The sequence below is a fragment of the Methanosarcina mangrovi genome (assembly GCF_052057765.1).
GTDB lineage: Archaea > Halobacteriota > Methanosarcinia > Methanosarcinales > Methanosarcinaceae > Methanosarcina.
The window spans coordinates 1421502-1440739 of sequence record NZ_CP195120.1; the positions used below are offsets into that span (position 1 = coordinate 1421502).

Annotated in this window: 22 protein-coding genes; 13 read left to right on the forward strand and 9 right to left on the reverse strand. The window is 40.8% G+C overall.

Going from position 1 to position 19238, the window contains the following annotated elements:
- Window positions 1-72: 72 nt before the first annotated feature.
- Window positions 73-1347 (reverse strand): tyrosine-type recombinase/integrase, encoded by a 1275-nt coding sequence (locus ACSAZL_RS06515; protein WP_440947894.1) that lies wholly within the window; start codon window positions 1345-1347, stop codon window positions 73-75.
- 173 nt (window positions 1348-1520) lie between these two features.
- Between ACSAZL_RS06515 and ACSAZL_RS06520 the strand changes: the two genes are divergently transcribed.
- Window positions 1521-2858: a DHHA1 domain-containing protein gene (locus ACSAZL_RS06520; RefSeq protein ID WP_440947895.1), complete on the forward strand. Its 1338-nt coding sequence runs from the start codon at window positions 1521-1523 to the stop codon at window positions 2856-2858.
- Window positions 2859-3017: 159 nt separating this feature from the next.
- A complete protein-coding gene (locus ACSAZL_RS06525) occupies window positions 3018-3257 on the forward strand; it encodes a KEOPS complex subunit Pcc1 (RefSeq protein WP_440947896.1) in 240 nt (79 codons plus the stop codon).
- A 154-nt stretch (window positions 3258-3411) separates the two neighbouring features.
- On the opposite strand, the gene ACSAZL_RS06530 is transcribed toward ACSAZL_RS06525, so the two are convergent.
- Window positions 3412-5625 (reverse strand): lectin like domain-containing protein, encoded by a 2214-nt coding sequence (locus tag ACSAZL_RS06530; RefSeq protein WP_440947897.1) that lies wholly within the window; start codon window positions 5623-5625, stop codon window positions 3412-3414.
- Window positions 5626-6414: 789 nt separating this feature from the next.
- Between ACSAZL_RS06530 and ACSAZL_RS06535 the strand changes: the two genes are divergently transcribed.
- The 4 genes from ACSAZL_RS06535 to ACSAZL_RS06550 all read left to right on the forward strand — a co-directional run bounded on the left by ACSAZL_RS06535 (window position 6415) and on the right by ACSAZL_RS06550 (window position 8479).
- The gene (locus ACSAZL_RS06535; protein WP_440947898.1) at window positions 6415-6609 is read left to right on the forward strand and encodes a ferritin family protein; all 195 of its coding nucleotides are present in this window, start codon (window positions 6415-6417) and stop codon (window positions 6607-6609) included.
- Window positions 6610-6765: 156 nt separating this feature from the next.
- Window positions 6766-7224, forward strand: a complete 459-nt coding sequence (locus tag ACSAZL_RS06540; protein ID WP_440947899.1) for a DNA polymerase ligase N-terminal domain-containing protein — start codon at window positions 6766-6768, stop codon at window positions 7222-7224.
- Window positions 7225-7491: 267 nt separating this feature from the next.
- A complete protein-coding gene (locus ACSAZL_RS06545) occupies window positions 7492-7863 on the forward strand; it encodes an STAS-like domain-containing protein (protein ID WP_440947900.1) in 372 nt (123 codons plus the stop codon).
- Entirely contained in the window at window positions 7856-8479 is a 624-nt protein-coding gene (locus ACSAZL_RS06550) for a type II toxin-antitoxin system VapC family toxin (protein WP_440947901.1), read from the forward strand. The genes ACSAZL_RS06545 and ACSAZL_RS06550 overlap by 8 nt, the downstream gene beginning before the upstream one ends.
- Window positions 8480-8544: 65 nt before the next feature.
- On the opposite strand, the gene ACSAZL_RS06555 is transcribed toward ACSAZL_RS06550, so the two are convergent.
- The 6 genes from ACSAZL_RS06555 to ACSAZL_RS06580 form a co-directional block, all read right to left on the reverse strand.
- Entirely contained in the window at window positions 8545-8703 is a 159-nt protein-coding gene (locus ACSAZL_RS06555) for a type II toxin-antitoxin system HicB family antitoxin (protein WP_440947902.1), read from the reverse strand.
- A gap of 39 nt (window positions 8704-8742) precedes the next feature.
- On the reverse strand, window positions 8743-9675 hold the full coding sequence (locus ACSAZL_RS06560) for an SAM-dependent methyltransferase (RefSeq protein WP_440947903.1): 933 nt from the start codon (window positions 9673-9675) through the stop codon (window positions 8743-8745).
- 92 nt (window positions 9676-9767) lie between these two features.
- The gene (locus ACSAZL_RS06565) at window positions 9768-10064 is read right to left on the reverse strand and encodes an AlbA family DNA-binding domain-containing protein (RefSeq protein WP_440947904.1); all 297 of its coding nucleotides are present in this window, start codon (window positions 10062-10064) and stop codon (window positions 9768-9770) included.
- Window positions 10065-10251: 187 nt separating this feature from the next.
- A complete protein-coding gene (locus ACSAZL_RS06570) occupies window positions 10252-10485 on the reverse strand; it encodes a PDDEXK nuclease domain-containing protein (protein WP_440947905.1) in 234 nt (77 codons plus the stop codon).
- Window positions 10460-10639, reverse strand: coding sequence for a PDDEXK nuclease domain-containing protein (locus ACSAZL_RS06575; RefSeq protein ID WP_440947906.1), 180 nt, complete (start codon window positions 10637-10639; stop codon window positions 10460-10462). The genes ACSAZL_RS06570 and ACSAZL_RS06575 overlap by 26 nt, the downstream gene beginning before the upstream one ends.
- On the reverse strand, window positions 10624-10926 hold the full coding sequence (locus tag ACSAZL_RS06580) for a hypothetical protein (RefSeq protein WP_440947907.1): 303 nt from the start codon (window positions 10924-10926) through the stop codon (window positions 10624-10626). Before ACSAZL_RS06580 ends, ACSAZL_RS06575 begins: the two co-directional genes overlap by 16 nt.
- Before the next feature lie 1034 nt (window positions 10927-11960).
- On the opposite strand from ACSAZL_RS06580, the gene ACSAZL_RS06585 reads away from it, so the two are divergent.
- Window positions 11961-13343: a hypothetical protein gene (locus ACSAZL_RS06585; protein ID WP_440947908.1), complete on the forward strand. Its 1383-nt coding sequence runs from the start codon at window positions 11961-11963 to the stop codon at window positions 13341-13343.
- 393 nt (window positions 13344-13736) lie between these two features.
- Window positions 13737-13889, forward strand: a complete 153-nt coding sequence (locus ACSAZL_RS06590) for a type II toxin-antitoxin system HicB family antitoxin (RefSeq protein ID WP_440947909.1) — start codon at window positions 13737-13739, stop codon at window positions 13887-13889.
- Window positions 13890-13968: 79 nt separating this feature from the next.
- Here the strand turns inward: ACSAZL_RS06590 and ACSAZL_RS06595 are convergent, their stop codons facing one another.
- Window positions 13969-14127 carry a type II toxin-antitoxin system HicB family antitoxin gene (locus ACSAZL_RS06595; RefSeq protein WP_440947910.1) on the reverse strand — a complete coding sequence of 53 codons (159 nt, stop codon included), beginning with the start codon at window positions 14125-14127 and terminating at the stop codon, window positions 13969-13971.
- A 470-nt stretch (window positions 14128-14597) separates the two neighbouring features.
- Between ACSAZL_RS06595 and ACSAZL_RS06600 the strand changes: the two genes are divergently transcribed.
- The 5 genes from ACSAZL_RS06600 (at window position 14598) to ACSAZL_RS06620 (ending at window position 19205) form a co-directional block, all read left to right on the forward strand.
- A complete protein-coding gene (locus ACSAZL_RS06600) occupies window positions 14598-14897 on the forward strand; it encodes a hypothetical protein (protein ID WP_440947911.1) in 300 nt (99 codons plus the stop codon).
- 187 nt (window positions 14898-15084) lie between these two features.
- Window positions 15085-15291 carry a type II toxin-antitoxin system HicB family antitoxin gene (locus tag ACSAZL_RS06605; protein WP_440947912.1) on the forward strand — a complete coding sequence of 69 codons (207 nt, stop codon included), beginning with the start codon at window positions 15085-15087 and terminating at the stop codon, window positions 15289-15291.
- Entirely contained in the window at window positions 15284-15499 is a 216-nt protein-coding gene (locus ACSAZL_RS06610) for a type II toxin-antitoxin system HicA family toxin (protein WP_440947913.1), read from the forward strand. Before ACSAZL_RS06605 ends, ACSAZL_RS06610 begins: the two co-directional genes overlap by 8 nt.
- Window positions 15500-15957: 458 nt before the next feature.
- Window positions 15958-16257, forward strand: a complete 300-nt coding sequence (locus ACSAZL_RS06615; protein ID WP_440947914.1) for a hypothetical protein — start codon at window positions 15958-15960, stop codon at window positions 16255-16257.
- A 221-nt stretch (window positions 16258-16478) separates the two neighbouring features.
- Window positions 16479-19205, forward strand: a complete 2727-nt coding sequence (locus ACSAZL_RS06620) for a DEAD/DEAH box helicase (protein WP_440947915.1) — start codon at window positions 16479-16481, stop codon at window positions 19203-19205.
- Window positions 19206-19238 lie beyond the last annotated feature (33 nt).

Consider the following 19238-nt stretch of genomic DNA (forward strand, 5'->3'; position numbering starts at 1 on the left):
CAACTCCACAAAAAAAGCACATATCTTCTAGTTTCTAAACTAGAAGAAAGTATTTCACAGTCTTAAGGCATTTTATGTTGATTTTTGCTGTGACTTCATGTTTTTCATAATTTCCATGGCTTCCGGGCTTTGCATTACTATTTGTAGTAACGTTGGTATATTTTTCTCAAGTTCTTTGAGTTCTTGCATTTCTTTTCTCAGGTCTTGAAGCTCAGACCTTTCCACAATATGCCGGGCGGTCTCTGCCTGTAGAATCATATTTTCATTTTTAATTTGTTGATATTCGGGGCTTTCTGAGATATCAAGTTCTTTCTGGACCGTCAGGTATGGAATATACTTTTTGTATATGTCTCGGAGTTTCTCCGGACTCGCCCGGAAATATGCTGCCCTTGTATCATCCAACTCATGACCCATCCAATATTCAACCATAAAAGAGTCGCATCCTGCATTGAGAAGAGCAGAATTAAAGTATTTCCTCATGTTGTGGGATCTGATTGTATTATAGGCCCCTTCACTTGTGTTTTTCCGGGCTTTATCTGAGATTGCCCTATACATTTTTTGAACCGCGTTTTCACTAAGCTTTCTAATTTCCTCGTCATGAGTATCCAGATACTTACTTTCGACTTGTCTTAAGATGAAGAGGTAACCACTATCAGAGACTACTTTTTGTTTCTCAATCTGTTGTGCCCGTTTGGGTGTTGCTGCCTTAACATCTCGGTTTCTGAAATCAAGATATTCTAATATTGCCTTGGAAGCTTCTGGACTCAAAAAGGTGGTGAATTCCACTCCGGTTTTTACTCTTCTGAGTTTCAAAGTTGTAATCTCTGTTTCCGGATCATACCCCTTTTTGAAGTCGTTAATTGTGAGATTTTGAATTTCAACTGATGATAGACCACTACTTACCCCAGTCAAAACCAAAGCCTTCTCCAGTGGATCACATACTTTAAGTGCTGCCTGTAGATCTTCTTTAGTTGGTATCTCCCTATTCTCTTCCTTTACCCTTGCTCTTCTCCTTTCTCCTTGAAGCTTAGGTATTTCTATATCAAATGATGCGTAGAAACTACGGATGCCTGCCATCCTTCCTCTTACCGTGAAATCAGCTAAACCCTGGTCAATAAGGTAACTTCTAAAATTAATTAAACGATCTTTTATCTTCCGGTCTCTTATCCTGACCTGATTTATCTCTTCCTTGTCTGCCTCATCGATTAATTCATATGGTGTCACATTGTAATAACCGGTGTACGCGGATAGAGCCTGTAAATATGCTAACTCAGTGTTTCTCTTTGGTTTCAAATTATTTAACCAACGTTTTACGGTAGTGTCCTGCCTTAACTCACTAAGTTTCATAATACTCTTTCCCTTGATATGTTGCCTCTGGAATATAAGTGTTTTATATTATCAAGCCAGTATAGATTGGCATCTTTCGTGAGTTAGCAACTAAGTATTATATCTCTCGAAAATATATCGGTCTCTGTACCGGGCTTCTGACTTTGATATTGAATTTTTATGAGTGATGGGTTTTGAGCGAGCTTGAAAAACTGATAAATCTTGCAAAAAATGCAGCCGATAAAGTCCGGAAGCATAAATTTGTGCGTATAGTTTCACATAATGATGCTGACGGGCTGACTTCAGCCGGGATCATGGCCCTGGCTCTGTTACGGGCAGGTATAGGTTTCCAGCTTTCAATAGCAGGAAAACTGGATGAGGCTGTAATCGAAGAAGTGAATAATACCATATCTAAAGGAGACCTGGTTATTTTCTGTGATATGGGCAGCGGGCAACCGGAACTGATAGGTAAGGTTGCAGCTGATGTCGTGGTGCTTGACCACCACCAGCCGGTAGGGCAGTCTCCTGCAAAAGCCGTGGTAAACGCCCATATGGTAGGAATCGACGGGGCAACGGATATCTCGGCTTCAGGTACCTGCTATCTTGTTGCCAGAGAACTAGGGACAGGAAACATCGACCTTGCAGGGCTGGCAATTGCAGGAGCAGTCGGAGACAGGCAGCTTTTCCGGACTGCAAATGCCTTTATTCTGGAGGAAGCCTTAAAAGCGGGAGTTGTGTCCATCAGGAAAGGGTTGAAAGTAGGTGACGGAGCAATTGCGGATGTGCTTGCATACAGCACGGAACCTTTTCTGGATGTAACCGGCTATCCCGAAAAAGCAGCGGAATTCTTAAACCAGCTGGGACTCTCCGGAAACATTGAAAACCTATCCGAAGAAGAGACCTCAAAACTTGCCAGCGCCATCGCCCTGAAACTTGTCAGGCAGGCAAGTCCTGAGGCAATTGAAGCCGTCATAGGAGACATATTTCTGCTGAACCGGGAACTGGTGCATAATGTCTATGATTTCATCTCCATTCTCAATACCTGCGGCAAGCAGAAGGTTTACGGGCTTGCCCTGGCGCTCTGCCTGAAGGATCCGACCATTGTTGGGGAAGCCCTCTCCCTTACAAAAGATCATGAAAAGAACCTTGCTGTGGATATCCGGGAAAGCGTGGAAAAAATTCGTAAAGGGGAGAACATCTGGTATATCAATACGGTTGATGCCCTTTCTACAGGAAGCCTCGCCACAACCGTGGTCAGATACCTCCACCCCGAACTCCCTTTCATCTGTGTAAACGAGTCCGAGGGAATTCTGAAGGTTTCTGCCAGGGGTACCCGCGAACTTGTATCAAAAGGGCTTGATCTTGCCTTTGCCCTCAGGGAAGCTGCAGGCGCGGTCGGTGGAAACGGAGGCGGACACAGTGTCGCATCCGGAGCCTCAATTCCCTTCGGAAGTATGGAGGAGTTCCTGAGCATCGTAGACCAGATCGTAGGAGACCAGCTAAGGAAAAATGCCAGTGGGAAGGTAAAGTAAAAGAAAATATAAGAAAATGTAAAAAAGGAAATTAAGCAGGAAATGTAAAAAATGGAATTGAGCAGGAAAATGAAGCAGCGGAAAGCTAAGTAAGCAGCAAAAGCGAAGTAAAAAGAAAAGAAAGCACGGGATTAGCATAAAAACGCACGAGGCATATTTATGAAAATCACAGGTATAATTGAGTTCCCTGACCCAAAGTCAAGACGGTCTGCAGCCAGAATCCTGAAAGCTCTTTCCCCGGACAACCTGAGAAGTATGGAAAGTGAAATCAGTGATGAAAGGGTTGCTGTGCATTTTCATTCCGAGAAAATTGGTTCTCTTCTTGCAACTGTTGATGATTTTCTTATGAATGTTAAAATCGGGGAAGGAGTCGAACAGACTCTGGAAAAAGAAAAATAAGCAGGGAAAAGTAAAAATTGGGAAAGAAAATTAAAGAAAAATAAGAACATAAATTAAAAAAGAGATTTAAAAAAGATTTAAAAGAAATTAGAAAAAAATTAAGAAAAGAAACGGGAAACCTGATTATGTTTCCCGGTTGTCGTTATACTGTTTTTCAATTTGCAGACCCTTCGCTCCAGAGCCTTATAAGTTCCTCGAGCCTGGAGCTAGTTAGTTCCACTCCTGTGTTCGGGATCGAAAGACCGTTTTTATATACATGTATCGCCTCCTGAAGCTCTCCTGTGCTTATGCTGGCCCCTCCCTCAGAGGTCGAATCGTCCCAGGGGTTCCAGTCGAGGACTGTCCGGTTCCAGGTGTGTACAACCGTTTCGCTCCCTGTTACGGCTCGGGCGGTAACAGTATAATTTCCGGGAGAGAGAGCACTGTTGGAATAGGAACTGTTTTTAACACCGGATTCAGAAAGCTTTACCACTCCGTTAAGGTACCAGCTTACAGTACTGTTATGGTTTGTGCTAATACTGAACGTCTGCTCCTCTCCTTCAAAAATCGTGAGATCTCCCTCGGGGCTTGAAGAGAGAATTGAGAGTGGAGCCACTGTTATGTAATTGCTCTTTGTCTCGGAGTCAAGCCCGTTCCTGTTGCTGGCATTCAGCGAGACAGTATAAGTTCCTTGGGAGCTATAGGTGTAGACCGGATTCTGGGCTGTTGAGTCTACAGTTCCGTCTCCGTTGAAGTCCCACTCCCGGGAAAAGGCACCCTGCGAGAGGTCGGTAAACTGGACTGTGAGAGGAGAAACCCAGCTGGTGATATTTGAAGAGAAGTCAGCCTCAGGGAGGCCGTTAACAATAGTGAAAGCTTTTATACAGAGGTTTGCTCCTGAACATCCGGCCTCTGATGTAAGGTCTCGCCAGTTGACTCCATTCGAACTTACATAGCTTTCTCCGGAATTAGCCTGTGCCTTGCTGCTATAACCGGAAAGGGGAAGCTCAATTGCAAGAGGGTACGATAAGGAAGGATTGCTGAACTTCATAACCACTGAAAATTTCTCTCCGGAAGTCAGGTTTACTGGCGAATTCAGCGGGTGGGTATGGTAACCAGGGAAAGCACATGTTCCGGTCTCTTTTAAAACAAAATTTTCTTCCTGATTAATTGGACCATTTGTCGGGTTTTTGTAAACATATATCTCATAAGCCGTATCAAGATCCGTAGTATAGAATCCTATGGCTTCAAGTTTTTCGTTTCCTCCCGAAGAAAATACATTGCCTCCCCAGGCGGTTAAATATCCAGATCCAGGGTACCCAAAAGAGGTTATCCATCCGAGTGGATCATACTGGTAAATGCAGTCAAAGTTTTCCTTCTCTGCAGCCGTAAACACGGCATTTTCTACGTATGCGAGCCTGGTGTCATAGTAGGAAATATAGAAGTATCCTTCTTCTCCCCAGGCTTCTCCCCAGCTGTTCTTTACAATAAAAGCTCCGTCCCCGGAGGGTACCCGTTTGAACATATTCCTATCAAAAGAATCGTTCCAGCCTACGATAGTTATTGCGTGATTGACATCGCCCGAACCTGTGTATCGATAAGTGCAGCTGTTTTCCTGGTAATAGAGCGAGCTCCAGTACATTGTGGAGTACACGGCCCCGTAATCCATAAGTGCTTCCTTGATCACCTCATTGTCCAGAGGGCCGGTTCTCTCGGGCAGTATAAGCGCTTCCTGGATATGTTTTTGCACGGGAAGTCCTGTCGGAGAGTAGGTAGAAGTTTCGCTAAAAGGATCTTCGGAGTCGTTTACTGGCCCGGACCAGCGGGCAAGGTATGCCATAGACATGAATGCATTCCCGCCGTCATTGACGGTAAGGTCAAAACCGTCGGAATAATATTTTGTAACAAGATTTTTCATGTTATTTTCGGAAAAATCCCGATATTCTCCTTCTGTCCCCAAGATGTAAGATTCAAGGGATTCGAGGCTCGAAAAAGCCCAGCAGCTTCCGGTCTCTCCCTGGTCCTGCACAGAGGTGACCTGTCCTTCTTCTCGCAGGTCGTAGGTTGCAGGGAGTTCCGAACCTGATGCCCTGAGCAACAGCCTTTCTGCAGGTCTTGAGAGCCCTGACAGGTTTACCGGAGAAGGAGTATATCCAGTGCCTGGAGAATACCCGTAATCAGAAGACGAGAGAGGGTCAATCGGATCTGACTGCCCTGACTCCAGAAACTCGGGGTTCAGAGGAGCCGTTTCAATCACAGGTTCTGAAAGGGATGTATTGTTCAGGGGCAGCTCGGAGTTTTCGGTACTTCCGGCGGCAAAGCTCACGCTGCCAGAAAAACACGAAAATAAGATCATAAATGCAAGCAGAAGGGAATTTATTTTCTTCAAGAATTCTCGGCCTCGGATAGGATCAATTTCTGGTTAGCTGACTGAGATGGTACGGAGGAAACGGTACCGGAGGGTTTTTGGGATTATTATTTCTGGACCACACAAATTGTAAGCAGATTTTCAGCAACATTCAATATAATTAATATTCTTCAGTAGATCCATCATAAATAAGAATTCATATAATTAGTTTATGAAATTTATGTATAAGTTCTTTTCTAACAAAACATATTTTTTTATGAAATGTAATTAAGTTACTGATGTATTAAATAGCCTTTCAATGCGAATGTGTTTTCGAAAATTAGAGTTTGGGGTCGTATATTACCCGTATATCCAGGGCTAATAAGTTGACAAACATATAATAATTTATAAAAAAATTAAAGTAAAATATTTTATCAACATAACTTTTATTAATCTAAAATTATTTTCATTGTATTGAGAAAGGAAATGGATTAATTTATAGATACAGTTATCTCCTTTATTTCAAATCTTATTTCATACCTTATTTCAAATCTTATTTCATACCTTATTTCATGCCTTATTCCATATCTTATTTCATACCTTATTTCAGGCTTTAGTCTAATCTTTAATCCGGTCTTTTGTTCAATTATTTTTACACTGAATACGGATCTGTTTCTAATGAGGGTTCCCGATAGAAAGAGACATTAAGTTTGCCTTTGCATATCTTTACAGGGAATACTTACAGGAGGTAAGAGTCTGTTTTCGGAAACAATTGCAGACCTTGAGAATACCAACCAGGAAGACCTTGATAAAGAAATCCTGAGAGCTGCAATGATCGCAGAACTGGATGCCATCAACGTATACGAACAGATGGCAAACCTGACAAAAAATGAGGAAATCCGTACAATTCTTCTTGATATCGCCAGGGAGGAAAAAGTCCATTTAGCGATGTTTGAGACCGTGCTCCTGCAGACTGACAGTGAATTCTTACAGATTTACTCTGATTACTCACTTGCCAGAATGTGAAAGAAGAGCTGTTTTCGGATGCTTTTTTATATTTTTCAGGAATTTCTTCTACAGACTTTCGGCAGACATAATATTATCTTCTTCGTAAGCTTCTTTTTCAAACCTTACTGCATAATCATTTATATCCGGCGCATCCATATTTTCTATTGATCTTCCATGCTTGAGGAATATGCGAAGAAGAGAGATTTTGAAAAGACCTCCGAACCTCCCGCGAGAGGGGTCGAAAAAAGTTCGGATAAGCCTGTTTTTGTGGTCCAGCGCCATGATGCAACTAACCTTCATTATGATTTTCGCCTGGAACTGGATGGGGTCCTGAAAAGTTGGGCAGTCCCCAAGGAGCCGCCTGATAGTGCCGGCATTAAGAGGCTTGCCATCCAGACTGAAGATCATCCGCTCGAGTATGCCGATTTTGAGGGAGAAATCCCCAAAGGAGAGTACGGAGCCGGGAAGGTTGAGATCTGGGATAAGGGGATCTTCGAGCTTCAGAAACATAACGAGAAAGAAATTGCCATGACACTTCACGGGGAAAAACTCGAAGGTGATTATGTATTGATAAGGACAAAGTACGGGAAAGAAGGGAAAGGATGGCTTTTTTTCAAGAAAAAAACCGATTAAACAGCTATTGGGAGCAGGGGGTTATTTCAGTCAACTGAAAGGTAAACCGGTAAAGTTATTGAAGATAACAGGAAAAGGGATTAAAGAATAATCGGTAAAAGGCATTGAAGGTAAGAATAATCGGTAAAGGTATTGAAGGAAAGAAGAATTGGCAAAAGACGCTGAAGAGAAAACTGGTAAAAAGGGTGCAGGTTTTTGGTTTAAGGCGCCCGGCTCAAAATTATGCTTCTAATTGTGCTTCTTGGTACGCAGGATGGGAGTGACTGAATGGGGAAGGTTAAGGAAGAGAGGGTGAAAGTAAGAATTATTGAGGCTGCAGGCAGCAATTTCTGTGTTGCAGCCTGCGATGGGCAAAAAGTGCACGATATAATTGCAAACTCTTTCCGCAAAAACAGGAAGGTTGAACTCTCTTTTGCAGAGAATGACGAACTTACGCCTGCCTTTTTGAATTCGGCTGTGGGGCAGCTTTACGGGACTTTTCCGGCTGAACTGATTGAAAAAAACCTTTCTTTTACGGACCTTGACCCTGAAGACGAGGCTGTTCTCAAGAGGGTCATGGAGAGGGCAAAAGGCTATTTTGAACATGCATATTCCTGTAGAAAGGCTCTCAGGGATGTGATAGGAGGCGAAGATGCATAAGAGCGTTCACCGCGCAGTAGTATACCCGTTAAAGCGCAGTGTGAGGCTTCGCCCTGGAAAAACCCTGCCTGTAAAACCCAGCCCGGCACCTATCCATTCCACAGAGACTTATGATTTTCCTCCCGAACAGAGTTATTTTTTTGATACCAATATCTGGCTCTACATCTACGGCCCCATAGGCTGGCCTGATCAGAGGTCTGCCATATATTCCAGAACCTTACGAGAAATCCGGAACTCAAACGGTACGATCTACATAAACTGCATGATAATCTCGGAATTTATCAATGCCTTTTCTAGAATCGAGTTCAAACAGCAGACGGATTATTCAAGATTCAAGGATTTCAGAAACTCGCTCAGCTTCCGTCCGGTTGCCGTAGACATTACCTCTAACGTGAAAAAAATTCTCCGAAACACCCTTGCCTGCGACCCCGACTTAAAAGTCATAGACCTGCCTGAAATCCTGCGCTTCTTTGAGCAGGGAAAATACGACTTCAACGACCTCCTCTTTGCAGAGATCTGCCGCGCCAAAGGCCTGGTCTTCGTAACCCATGATAAGGACTTCAGCGAACTCGGGGTCGAGATCCTGACCGCAAACGAGAAGCTGTTGCACAGGTGAACAGAAAATTTAAGCTTCTTTTGGTGGCTTCAATCCTGCTTGAAGAATGGGAGGAGGTAGATTCCTTAATTCTCTTTTTCGGCTTTGACTTCAAGATAAAGGTCGATTGCTTCTTTTATTCTCGTGTTCAGTTCATCAAGTGTTTCTGCCTGCGTGTGGCAACCCGGAAGTTCGGGCGCAGAAGCTAAGTGAATTCTGTCTTCGTCCTGTCCGATGATAACCACGAGTTCGGTCGCTGCCTCTTTTTAGCCGGTTCAATAAATTTATTGAACAACGGCGTGGACGAAAGACTTCAAGCTATCAACTATTCTGTTTTTATTTATTCCTTGAAAATAGGCTTTTTTACAATCTTCCATCGTCACATTGCATGCTTGTGTAAATCCACGCTGCGTAAGGAATGTCTCAACAGTTCCTTCCTTGATACCGAACTTAAACGGTTCTCCCAGCTGTGATACTTGATCCCGAATATTCCTCCCAGCCTCAAGCCTGGAACTTCCGTCAACTGCAGATTGGGGAAAATAATCGAAGAGAATGCTACTGTTCTTCCCTGAGTCCTTTACAATAAAGGATAGGATCTCGTCTACCACCTCTGGCTGAAGGTACATTAAGAGCCCTTCCATCAGGAAGAGAGTCTTAACGTCTCGGTTATATCCCATATCTATCAACCTTTGACTAAAGTCTTCGGTTTCCAAATTGCAAGGGACATAGACAACATGATCCGGCAAACTGCCAAAGATCATTTTTATTTTTTCCATTTTTATATTTTGTGTAGCAGGATGGTCTACCTCAAAAGTTTTGATCTTCTTCAATCCTTCAATCCGATAGGCACGTGAATCATATCCTGCACCTAATATAACCAGTTGCTCGATACCTTCATCGATTGACTTTTTCACAAAATCGTCAAAAAATCTGACTCTAGCAACGATTGAGTTATTTCTTCCCGGAAAAAATCTGTCCATCTGCTCCTGCATTATTCTTGCTTCGTCTGGATGGTTAGCTCCCCACTTCAAAATCTCCGGGTTGATGAAATAAACTGCATACGGGTCATAACAGATTCGTTCGTCTTCGGGCTTCTGCGATTCAAAAGATCTGGCAAGTAAAACTCCCATGGCTGTCTTGCTGCCTGGTCCTGCTATTTCCTTAAATATTTTGTTCATATTGTTGAACTCTTTCTCCGCATTCTCAGATATTTCCATAAATAACATTCTCCCTTATTATCTGCTCATTTAATGTCAATGTTAATCAAGTTTTCAAATTTAAAAGCTATCTTTTGTTCAGGATTAAATGGTTAATTTAATAAACCAAACGTCTCTGAAATTTCCTGTGCGTTCATGACCCGGTTGCTATTCTTCATCCTCCTGAAACATTTTCCCCGAACAGAAACAGGCTTTAACGGGTATTCGAGAATTTTTACTTCAACGATCTTTTTTCCTTCCGGTTCATGAGTTTCAATCAGAGGGATGAGTTGAGGTTCTGTTTTGCTGTAAATCTGGTTTGCCCATTGAGTAAGAGTCTCTTTTCCGAGAACTGTGCCCTTTATGACTCTTTTATCCGAAATTTCTATCAGGATTGTGCTTTTTTTCATTAACGAAAGATTTACAGTGATAAACTCAGAAATAAGACTTGTATCAAGAAAATTTTCAGAAGCAGAGTATATTAAATGCCAGAATCACCAATTAATCTCTATATATTTCGCAATCAAACTTTAAGAGCCCTCGGAAAACTGGGTTTTGTTGTTGTAAGGCAGAGAGGAAGTCACGTAATTCAAGTCTTTACTTTATTCCCTCCAATAATTTTGCAATTCCTTCAGGAGAGGGTAATTTTCCTTTGAGTTTTTCTGGCAGGGTAGAAACTATTCTGTACTCAGCAGCACCAATTGGCTTGTTTGATTCGCGATGAGCGTATTCTACAATGGTTTTGTTTCTGGATTTGCAGAGAATGATGCCAACCGAAGGGTTTTCGTGGGGCTGCTTTACGAAATTATCCAGAAGGGCCAGATAAAACAAACTGCGTTTTCCCTATGTATTCTGGGAGGAATTTGCCAATTTTAAGTTCTACTGCGATGAGACAATTTATAGCCCGGTGGAAGAGAAGGAGATCGATGAAGTATTCTTCGTCTTTTACCCGAATGCGGTACTGACTGGCTATAAAGGCGAACATTCCTCACATTTCACGCAGGAAAGCTCCGGTTTTAAGAAAATTTCCTTCTCCAATTCTTTTTCTGAGTATCGGTCTCCAAGTTCAAGGAAATAGAAGGTATATTCGTCTTTGATTGCGAGTTTTGCCTGAGATTTAATTTCTGCCGGGAGGGTTATCTCAAAATTCGTCTGGTCGAGCAGGGTCTTTTCGTATGTATCATTTTCAATCTGAACTATCAGAACGTTTTTGGTCCACCCGAATTTCCGGGTTGTACAATAGATAACAGGGGAGAAAGATAATGCCTGCAAAAGAAGAGATAGACGGCCAGATTATGGACCTATGGGAGGGGATCTTTGATCTTGAGGACAAAAACTCACATGATATTCTTCGAATAACAAGCCCAAAAAAATGAAAGTCCTTTTTGCTTACATTTTTGAGAATTTAACTCATCATTGCTTTCGGACAGGAAGATTGTTTCTTCTTTAGTTCTTCGAAACCGTCCAAAAACGATTCACCTTTCAACTTTTGAGCAATGATCCAACGGATCTTTTTCCCGTTAAGTTTCACAAAAGATAACGGATTACAACTAACGTAGTTACGTGAAATAATTTTGGGATAAAACATAATTATAAAGTTCTATGTATTATATACTGGATCTCCAGAAAATAATTCATTTTTTAAGAGTTATTGAACCGGATTTAGGAAATTAAGTGTGGTTTTAGCTATCTTTCAATAAAAATATACATTTTGATGGAATTATTTGCCCTTAAAAGGAGTAAAGATTGTTAACTTCATATTTCAAAGATTTTTAATCTTTATTTTGGATATTTAATTTAGTATAACTAATAATAAAGCTGAATGCCATAGTTACAAATAAATATAATTTATTAGATATTATGGTTTTATTCAACTTTATTATTACTTTTAATGAGGAATAAGAGTTATTTTTTCATATCTGGGGTAATAATTTCTGTTTTTTCATTAATCGTTTCATATGTGCATTTATTAGCAAGAATAAGCAGTTTAAATCCTTGATTTATACACTCATTTCGGAGGAATCTCTAATTATAACTCTGTACAAATATATATCAATTAATAATTAAATAATTAAAACTGTATTAATATTAATGTGTGCAATACATACATATTTATTTTCGTACCTTATGATAATATCTGAAAAACGTTTCTTTGAAAAAAAATCAGAGTATTAATTGCAAAACGTAGCGTTTACGCAGCATGTATGTTTAATGAAAGTGAGGAATGAGAACAAATGGGTAAGTGGGGAATGAGAACAAATGGAAAAACAGGATTTGACACTCTAAAAAAGATAGGTTATCATTTTATGGTAATCTTAATTTTGTTGACAACTGTAGTGGCAGCAGAGGACAACACAGCCGATCAAGAGGGCCTATTAGACAAAATTACATATAACGATGCGACGATTTCAGGGAACACGTTTGACACTATCTCATTGGAAAATGTCGAATTTAACAATGTCGTATTTAACAATGTCACATTCGTCAATGTCTCAGTTAACACTCTCATAGTTAACAATCTCACAGTTAGCAATGGACCGGATGCAGGGAACACCGTAAACACCGTAGAGACTCCTAAAGTTACCCGTCAATTGTCGGAGTACAACCCTGATCAGAGGAGTACCGCAGCAGCGAGCGCCGAATCAGGGAGTACCGTAAATAGTGGAGATTATTCAGGAAGTAAAGCATACAATGGAACCGGTGCAGGAACCACTGAAAATAATGGAACCTATGCAGGAGCAACCATTAATAATGGGCTTTACGCAGGAGCAATCTTTAATTATGGGACATACGCAGGCTCCAGAATTTATGGGGAAGAAGCAGGATACACCATAAATAATGGGGAGTGTGCAGGAAACACCGTAAATAACGGGGAGTATGCAGGAAGCACCCAAAATAATGCGGAGGATACAGGCTCCAGATATTATGAAGGGTCAGCATCAGGAAGCACCATAAATAATGGGGACAATGCAGGCGCCTACAATAATATTGGGGACTCAGCATACGCCTACATTAATAATGGGGATGGATCAGGTGCCAAAAATTATAATGGGGTTGAAGCAGGAAGTTACGATAATATTGGGGAGGATGCAGGAAGCAACTTTAATTATGGAGATGGATCAGGCGGATACATTAATAATGGGGATGACTCCGGCTCCAGAAATTATGGAGAGGATTCAGGAAACACCTATAATTACGGGGATTGTTCCGGAACCAGCAATAATTATGGAGATCTAGCAGGCGGCACCCTTAATAACGGGGATTGTTCTGGCTCCAGAAATTATGATGTGGCTTCAGGAAACACCCAAAATAATGGGGCAGTATCAGGAAGCACCATAAATAATGGGGATTGTGCAGGAGACACCATAAATAATGGGGGTTGTGCAGGCTCCAGAACTTATGATGAGTGTTCAGGAAACACCGTAAATAATGGAGATTGTGCAGGAAGCACCGTAAATAACGGGGAAAATGCCGGAAGCACCACAAATAATGGGGAAAATGCAGGCTCCAGAGATTATGATGATGGTTCAGGAAACACCATAAATAATGGGGAGAATGCAGGAAGTAGCATAACCAATAATATAACCATAAATGAAGGGGACGATGAAGAGGACACCGGAAGCGATGAAGAGGACACCGGAAGCGATGAAGAGGACACCGGAAGCGATGAAGAGGACACCGAAGAATGAGTATAACTAAAAACAAAAACGCACATAAAAACACATTGTATCGGTACAATGTTGTTAATGTGACTTGCGCAGTTGCCTGCTCTGCAGGCAACTTTTGAATTTCCTTATTTTTTTACACTAAAGAAGGCTTTTTTTAAAAACAATATTGTTTCAGTATTCGTCCAGTCCTGGAAAGCATGGAAAAACTACAAAAAAAACAGTGAAAAAAAGTCTTGTGATAATGTTTTTAGTTTTCCCTGCGTATTTCTTATAAATTTATGATGAATACTTATTCGGGAAAAATCCCGCAAAAAATCGGATTCCACTGCCGTTTGGCATATCGAAGACGATGTTGTTAAGCATATGTTGGTTGCAGATAATGAAGTAAAAAATCTGTTGTATCTGCTATTCTTTATGCGGTTTACAATCAAACTTGAAGATGAGGAAGAAGGCTATACTGCCCAGTGCCTTGAAATTCCTGCCGCTATAAGTGAAGGAGATACTAAAGAAGAGGCACTTGAAAACATTAAGGAAGCTATTCAGCTTGTTCTGGAAGTAACAGGTTAAAAAAGTACAGGTCAAAGAAAAATACTATCTATGGTTCTTTTGTTTGATATCATTAAATCTTAAAGTCTTTTTTAAATTATTAGGCTTCGACCTCAAGGTAAAGATCAATTGCTTCTTTTATTCTCCTTTTTAACTCGTCAAGCGTCTCTGCCTGGGTATGGCATCCTGGAAGTTCAGGCACGGAAGCTACGTAAACCCCATCTTCGTCCTGTTCAATAACTACAGTAAATTCTCTCATTGGTTGTCCTCGTCTTTCAGATACAAATCATGTTCCAATGATTTTATTTATTTTTGTGTTAACTTTCTCGTTTACTCTTTGCAGGTCCGTTTCAGGAAGAAAATTATAAGAAAAGATGATTTCAAAGAGATCTTCAGATATATTTCTGTAGAAATATATTTTCTGCACCTGCGCTCCTCCTCTCTCCCCAACCTTTTATTAGTTTCTGATCCTGCACCAAGCCGGTCCGCAACAAAACCCTCGAAATCATAAAATCCTCAAGCATGACTCCGGAACAGATAATTCTTGACAGGACCGGCAATGTCTGAGATTCTTTCCCACAACAAATTTATCATTTGTGTGAATAAAATTACTATTAATTATATCGGCACTGGTTGAAAAGCCGGCCTGACAGCTGACAGAAATAAGTTACTGATAGAAATTACTAGTAGTGCCCTTATAAAAAGTCTAACGAACAGGGGGAGAAGATAATGTCTACAAAAGAAGGGATAGAGAGCCAGATTATGGACCTCTGGGACGAGATCTTTGATCTTGACGACAAAAGTAAGGAAGAATTAGAGGCTAAGTATGCAGAATGGCGGGAAGTAGAACCGCGATTGGACGAAGGGGTAGATGAACTCGTAATACATATAGAGGCAATGAAAGGAATCAGTGACGGAAGCATGCTTATCTACAAAGAGGTTAAAGAAATCAAAATCAGGTACAAACAGCAGAAGGATGAGATAGAGGCAAAAATAGATGCGTTGAATAAGGAAAAAGCAAGGATGTAAAGATGTCTTGATTTTTTTAGGGGGAAAGGGGTGGAAGTTAAGATCGCTGCTAATGGGTTTTCCTAGGTCTGTTTTTCATTAAATACGGTGCTTGTTGCTTCCCTCTGACCTCACCTGCCGTTTATTTACAGCGCTAAAATCATCAGAGGCAGAGTATATTAAATATCAAAATCACCAATTAGTCTCTATGCAGTTCACAATCAAACTTGAAGAATCTGAGGAAGGAGGCTATACTGCCCAGTGCCTTGAAATTCCTGCCGCTATAAGTGAAGGAGATACTAAAGAAGAGGCGCTTGAAAACATTAAGGAAGCTATTCAGCTTGTCCTTGAAGTAACAAGAGAGCAGGCTCAGTTGCTGGGTGAAATTGCCACGGTGGAGGTTTCAGTTGGCTAAATTGCCTTCAGTTTCCGGAAAAAAAGTTATAAAAGCTCTAGGAAAACTGGGTTTTATTATTGTAAGGCAGAGAGGAAGCCACGTAATTTTGCAAAGAGAATCAAATCTGGTCACTGTCCCACTTCACGACCCTATTAAAAAATCTACTTTAAGCGCAATCCTGAAACAGGCTGACGTTTCACTTGAAGAACTGCTTGAATACCTTTAAGTTTAGGTGACTTTTTTTAAACAGTTTAATCTAATATAAGATTTGATTAACTGACAAGGGAATCTTCAATTAACTTCAGGCGAGACAATGCAGAGTATGTTTTAAATAGATACTTAATTATTTCTGTAGAAATATATTTCCCTTGCCTACTGCTCCTCGCTCTCCCCCACCCACCTTTTATTATTTTTTGATCCTGCACCAACCCGGTCCGCGACAAAATCCTCAAAATCATAAAAACCTCAAGCATGACTCCGGAACAGATAATTCTTGACAGGACCGGCAATCTCTAACTCTGAGATTCTTCCCCACAATAAATTTATCTTTTGAACAAATAAAAGTACTATTAATTATACTGGCAATGGTTGAAAAAGCCGGCTTGACAGCTTAGAAAAAAGTTGCTGAAAGAAATTAATAGTAGTACCCTTATAAAATGATTTAACGAACAGGGGGAGAATATAATGCCTACAAAAGAAGAGATAGAAAGCCAGATTATGGACCTCTGGGACGAGATCTTTGACCTTGAAGACAAAAGCAAAGAAGAGTTAGAGATTAAATACGCAGAATGGCGGAAAGTAGAACCGCGACTGGATGAAGGGGTAGATGAACTCATAATACACATAGAGGCAATGACAGGAATCAGTGACGAAAGCATGTTTATCTACAAAGAGGTTAAAGAAATCAAAATCAGGTACAAACAGCAGAAGGATGAGATAGAGGCAAAAATAGATGCATTGAAAAAAGAAAAAGAAAAGATGTGAAATTGGTTGGCTTTTCAGGGCAAAGGATGGAAGTTAAGATAGCTGATATTAGGTTTTTCCAAACCTATTTTTAAAAAATGATTAAGTTGCCTTTTCCATTTCTAACTAAAAAATAGTTTTTTTCTTTAACTCTTAACTGTTCTGCGTAAAAATTAATTGAAAGAATTCAATAGGTTTACTTACAAAAGTTTTTAAATTACAAACCCTTAACAGAAAAGAGTATGCCTGAATCTCTCTGCAAAAATAACAACCTTACCAACCTGATAGACGATTTTCTCTCAACCTTCAATCTTACAAAAACAAAGCCTCTCCTCAGAGGTTTTCTGTATTCAACCGCTGAAATGGAAATTTCCGTAATAGTGGACCAGGATATCTGCAATCGGGAACACCCCTTCAGCTACAGTGAATACACAAAAGAGCAAAATGAGATCGTTTTTTCCTGTGACAGGGTTTTCAGGTTTGTTATTGACGATGAGGCTGATTTTCTTGAAATGAAGGAAACTCTCCCTCTTCTGATTTCCGGCGAGTTCTGTGATGACACCGTTCCAATTTTAAAAGGACCGGATCGCGAGATCCGGTGCATAGATCCTACTGTTCCTGAATCTTATTTTGAGGATGCCTTTTGCGAGGTTTTCGGAAGGGAAATCCTCTTCCAGATAAGCAGGGAATACTCCGTGATCGATGTAAACGGGAGGATAAGATGGATCGATTATGTTATCCACACTGAAGACGGATTTATAGGAATCGAGAAAAATGGGGAAAGCTTCCATCATCCCCTAATTATCGGAAAAGAGAAGTATAAAGACCAGCTTTTGAAGCAAAACTCCATAGTCTCACAGGGAGGAAAGGTTTACAGGTGGTCCCTTGGGTCCATGCAGTTCAGGGATGTTTTTTGTGAGGAGATTAAAAGGTATTTTCCAGCTCCTGAAGAGATACTCGATTCCCATCACGTCTTTGCAAAAAGAGAGTTTGAGCTTTTTGAACACCAGGAAGATGTGCTTGAAGCGATAGAAAAGGAAAGGAAGGCTGGGAAAAAGGTATTTCTTGTACACCTCCCAACCGGGACCGGGAAAACGCACATACTTATATCGGATTTTTTCAGGGAATATGAGAAGGATCTGTCCATAAAGGCACTTGTACTTGCTCCTTCAATTTCCTTGAAGGAGCAAACGATTGATAATTTTCTTAAGGGGTATATGAACTGGAACAAACAGAACCTAACTGTTCCATCTCCTTTTTTAACTACAAACAAGGCTGAGCAGGTTCTGGTGACCGAGGAAAAAGAGACTTACTCAATTAGCATAGGGGATTCTGAAGACTGTAAAATAATGGTTCAGACATATGCAGGAATGGCAAGAAGATACCAAAAGTTCAGGCAGGACCATTTTCAATATATTGCAATTGACGAAGCCCATCACTCTGTTGCTCCCACAATTAAAAAAGTAATTCAGTATTTTAATCCCAACACTCTTCTTGGCCTGACTGCAACGCCTGAAAGGCTTGATAAGAAAAAGCTTGAGGAAATCTTTGGGGAGTATGAGACCAACCTTACCTTAAAAGAGGCTATTGAAAAAGGAATCCTGGCTCCTATAAAAGCTTTTAGAGTAAAAAGTAACCTTGACCTGAGTGATATCAGGTACAACGGAAAAGACTACGTTGTCTCTGACCTTCAGAAGAATCTCATTGTGCCCTCAAGGGACCAGCTGATCGTTGATGTACTCAAGAAATATTTCACAAGCCTTGAGGATGATGACAGCATGGAAAAGCTTCCCTTCAAATCCGGCCTTATCTTCTGCGTATCGGTTGCTCATGCAGAATCGCTTGCTAGGAGGATGAGAGAACAGGGAATTGTTGCAAGAGCTGTAAGCGGAAAAGACAAAAAGTCAATGGACTACATTCGGGAATATGAAGATGAAAAAATCCAGTTTCTCTGCACCTGTTCCCTGATTACAGAAGGCTGGGACTCTCCGAAGACTTCAATTATTGTTATGGCAAGACCCACGATGTCAAAAGCCCTTTACCTCCAGCAACTTGGAAGAGGGACAAGGAAGTTTCCGGGAAAAGAGGCCATTTACGTAATCGACGTTGTTGACAATTACGGCCCGTTCAATACACCTTGGAGCTGTCACGGGATTTTCGGAATCGATAGATATGTCCCCTGGGCAAATATCCTGAAAGATCCAGAAGTAAAATATGAGCTTGGCCCTGAAGAGATGATCTTGGCAGGGCTTTACGAGGAAGAACGCGCGATAGAAAAAATCAATATCTTTACCTTTGAGAGAGAATACCCTGATTATATAAACACGGAACAGCTCGCAAGAGAACTTTTTATCTCAACCGGAACCCTGAAGAGCTGGATACAGAAAGGATATGTGGAGCCTGATGTGGAAATTCCTTTCGGCAGAAAAACTCTCCAGTATTTCAAACCTGAGAAGATAGGCGAATTAAGAGAGAAAAAAGGCCTTAGAGAGCATGATGATAAAACCATTTACGAAGATTTCTTCGAATTTCTGGAAAAAGGGGACTACTCTTTTTCATACAAAATCATCTTCATGCTCTCTTTCCTGAAGTGCACCGACCACACCGGAGAGTGTAGCCTTGATGAGCTCGCTAACCTCTACTCAAGTTTCTATCTGGGCAGGCATGAAAAAGGTCTCAGTGTTGATAGGGCTAACTGTCCTTTCAATAACCTTGAAATGATTACTGATAAAGATGGTGTCAAGAGGAGCATACTTTCGAACCCATTCGAAAAGTTTGAGAGAAAAAGGTTCATGTACCACTGTAAAGACCTGAACCACATAGCTTTTTCCTTTTACCTGTGGCAAAAAATAAACAACGAATCCGATATCCGGAAGATTCAGAATAAAATGATAGAGGATCTTGAGAACTATTACAAAAATCTCGATGGTGTCCCTAATATGGAAGAAGTAAAGGCAAAATATCTGTAAGCGATCATAAGGAACAGAATAAAGTAAATATTC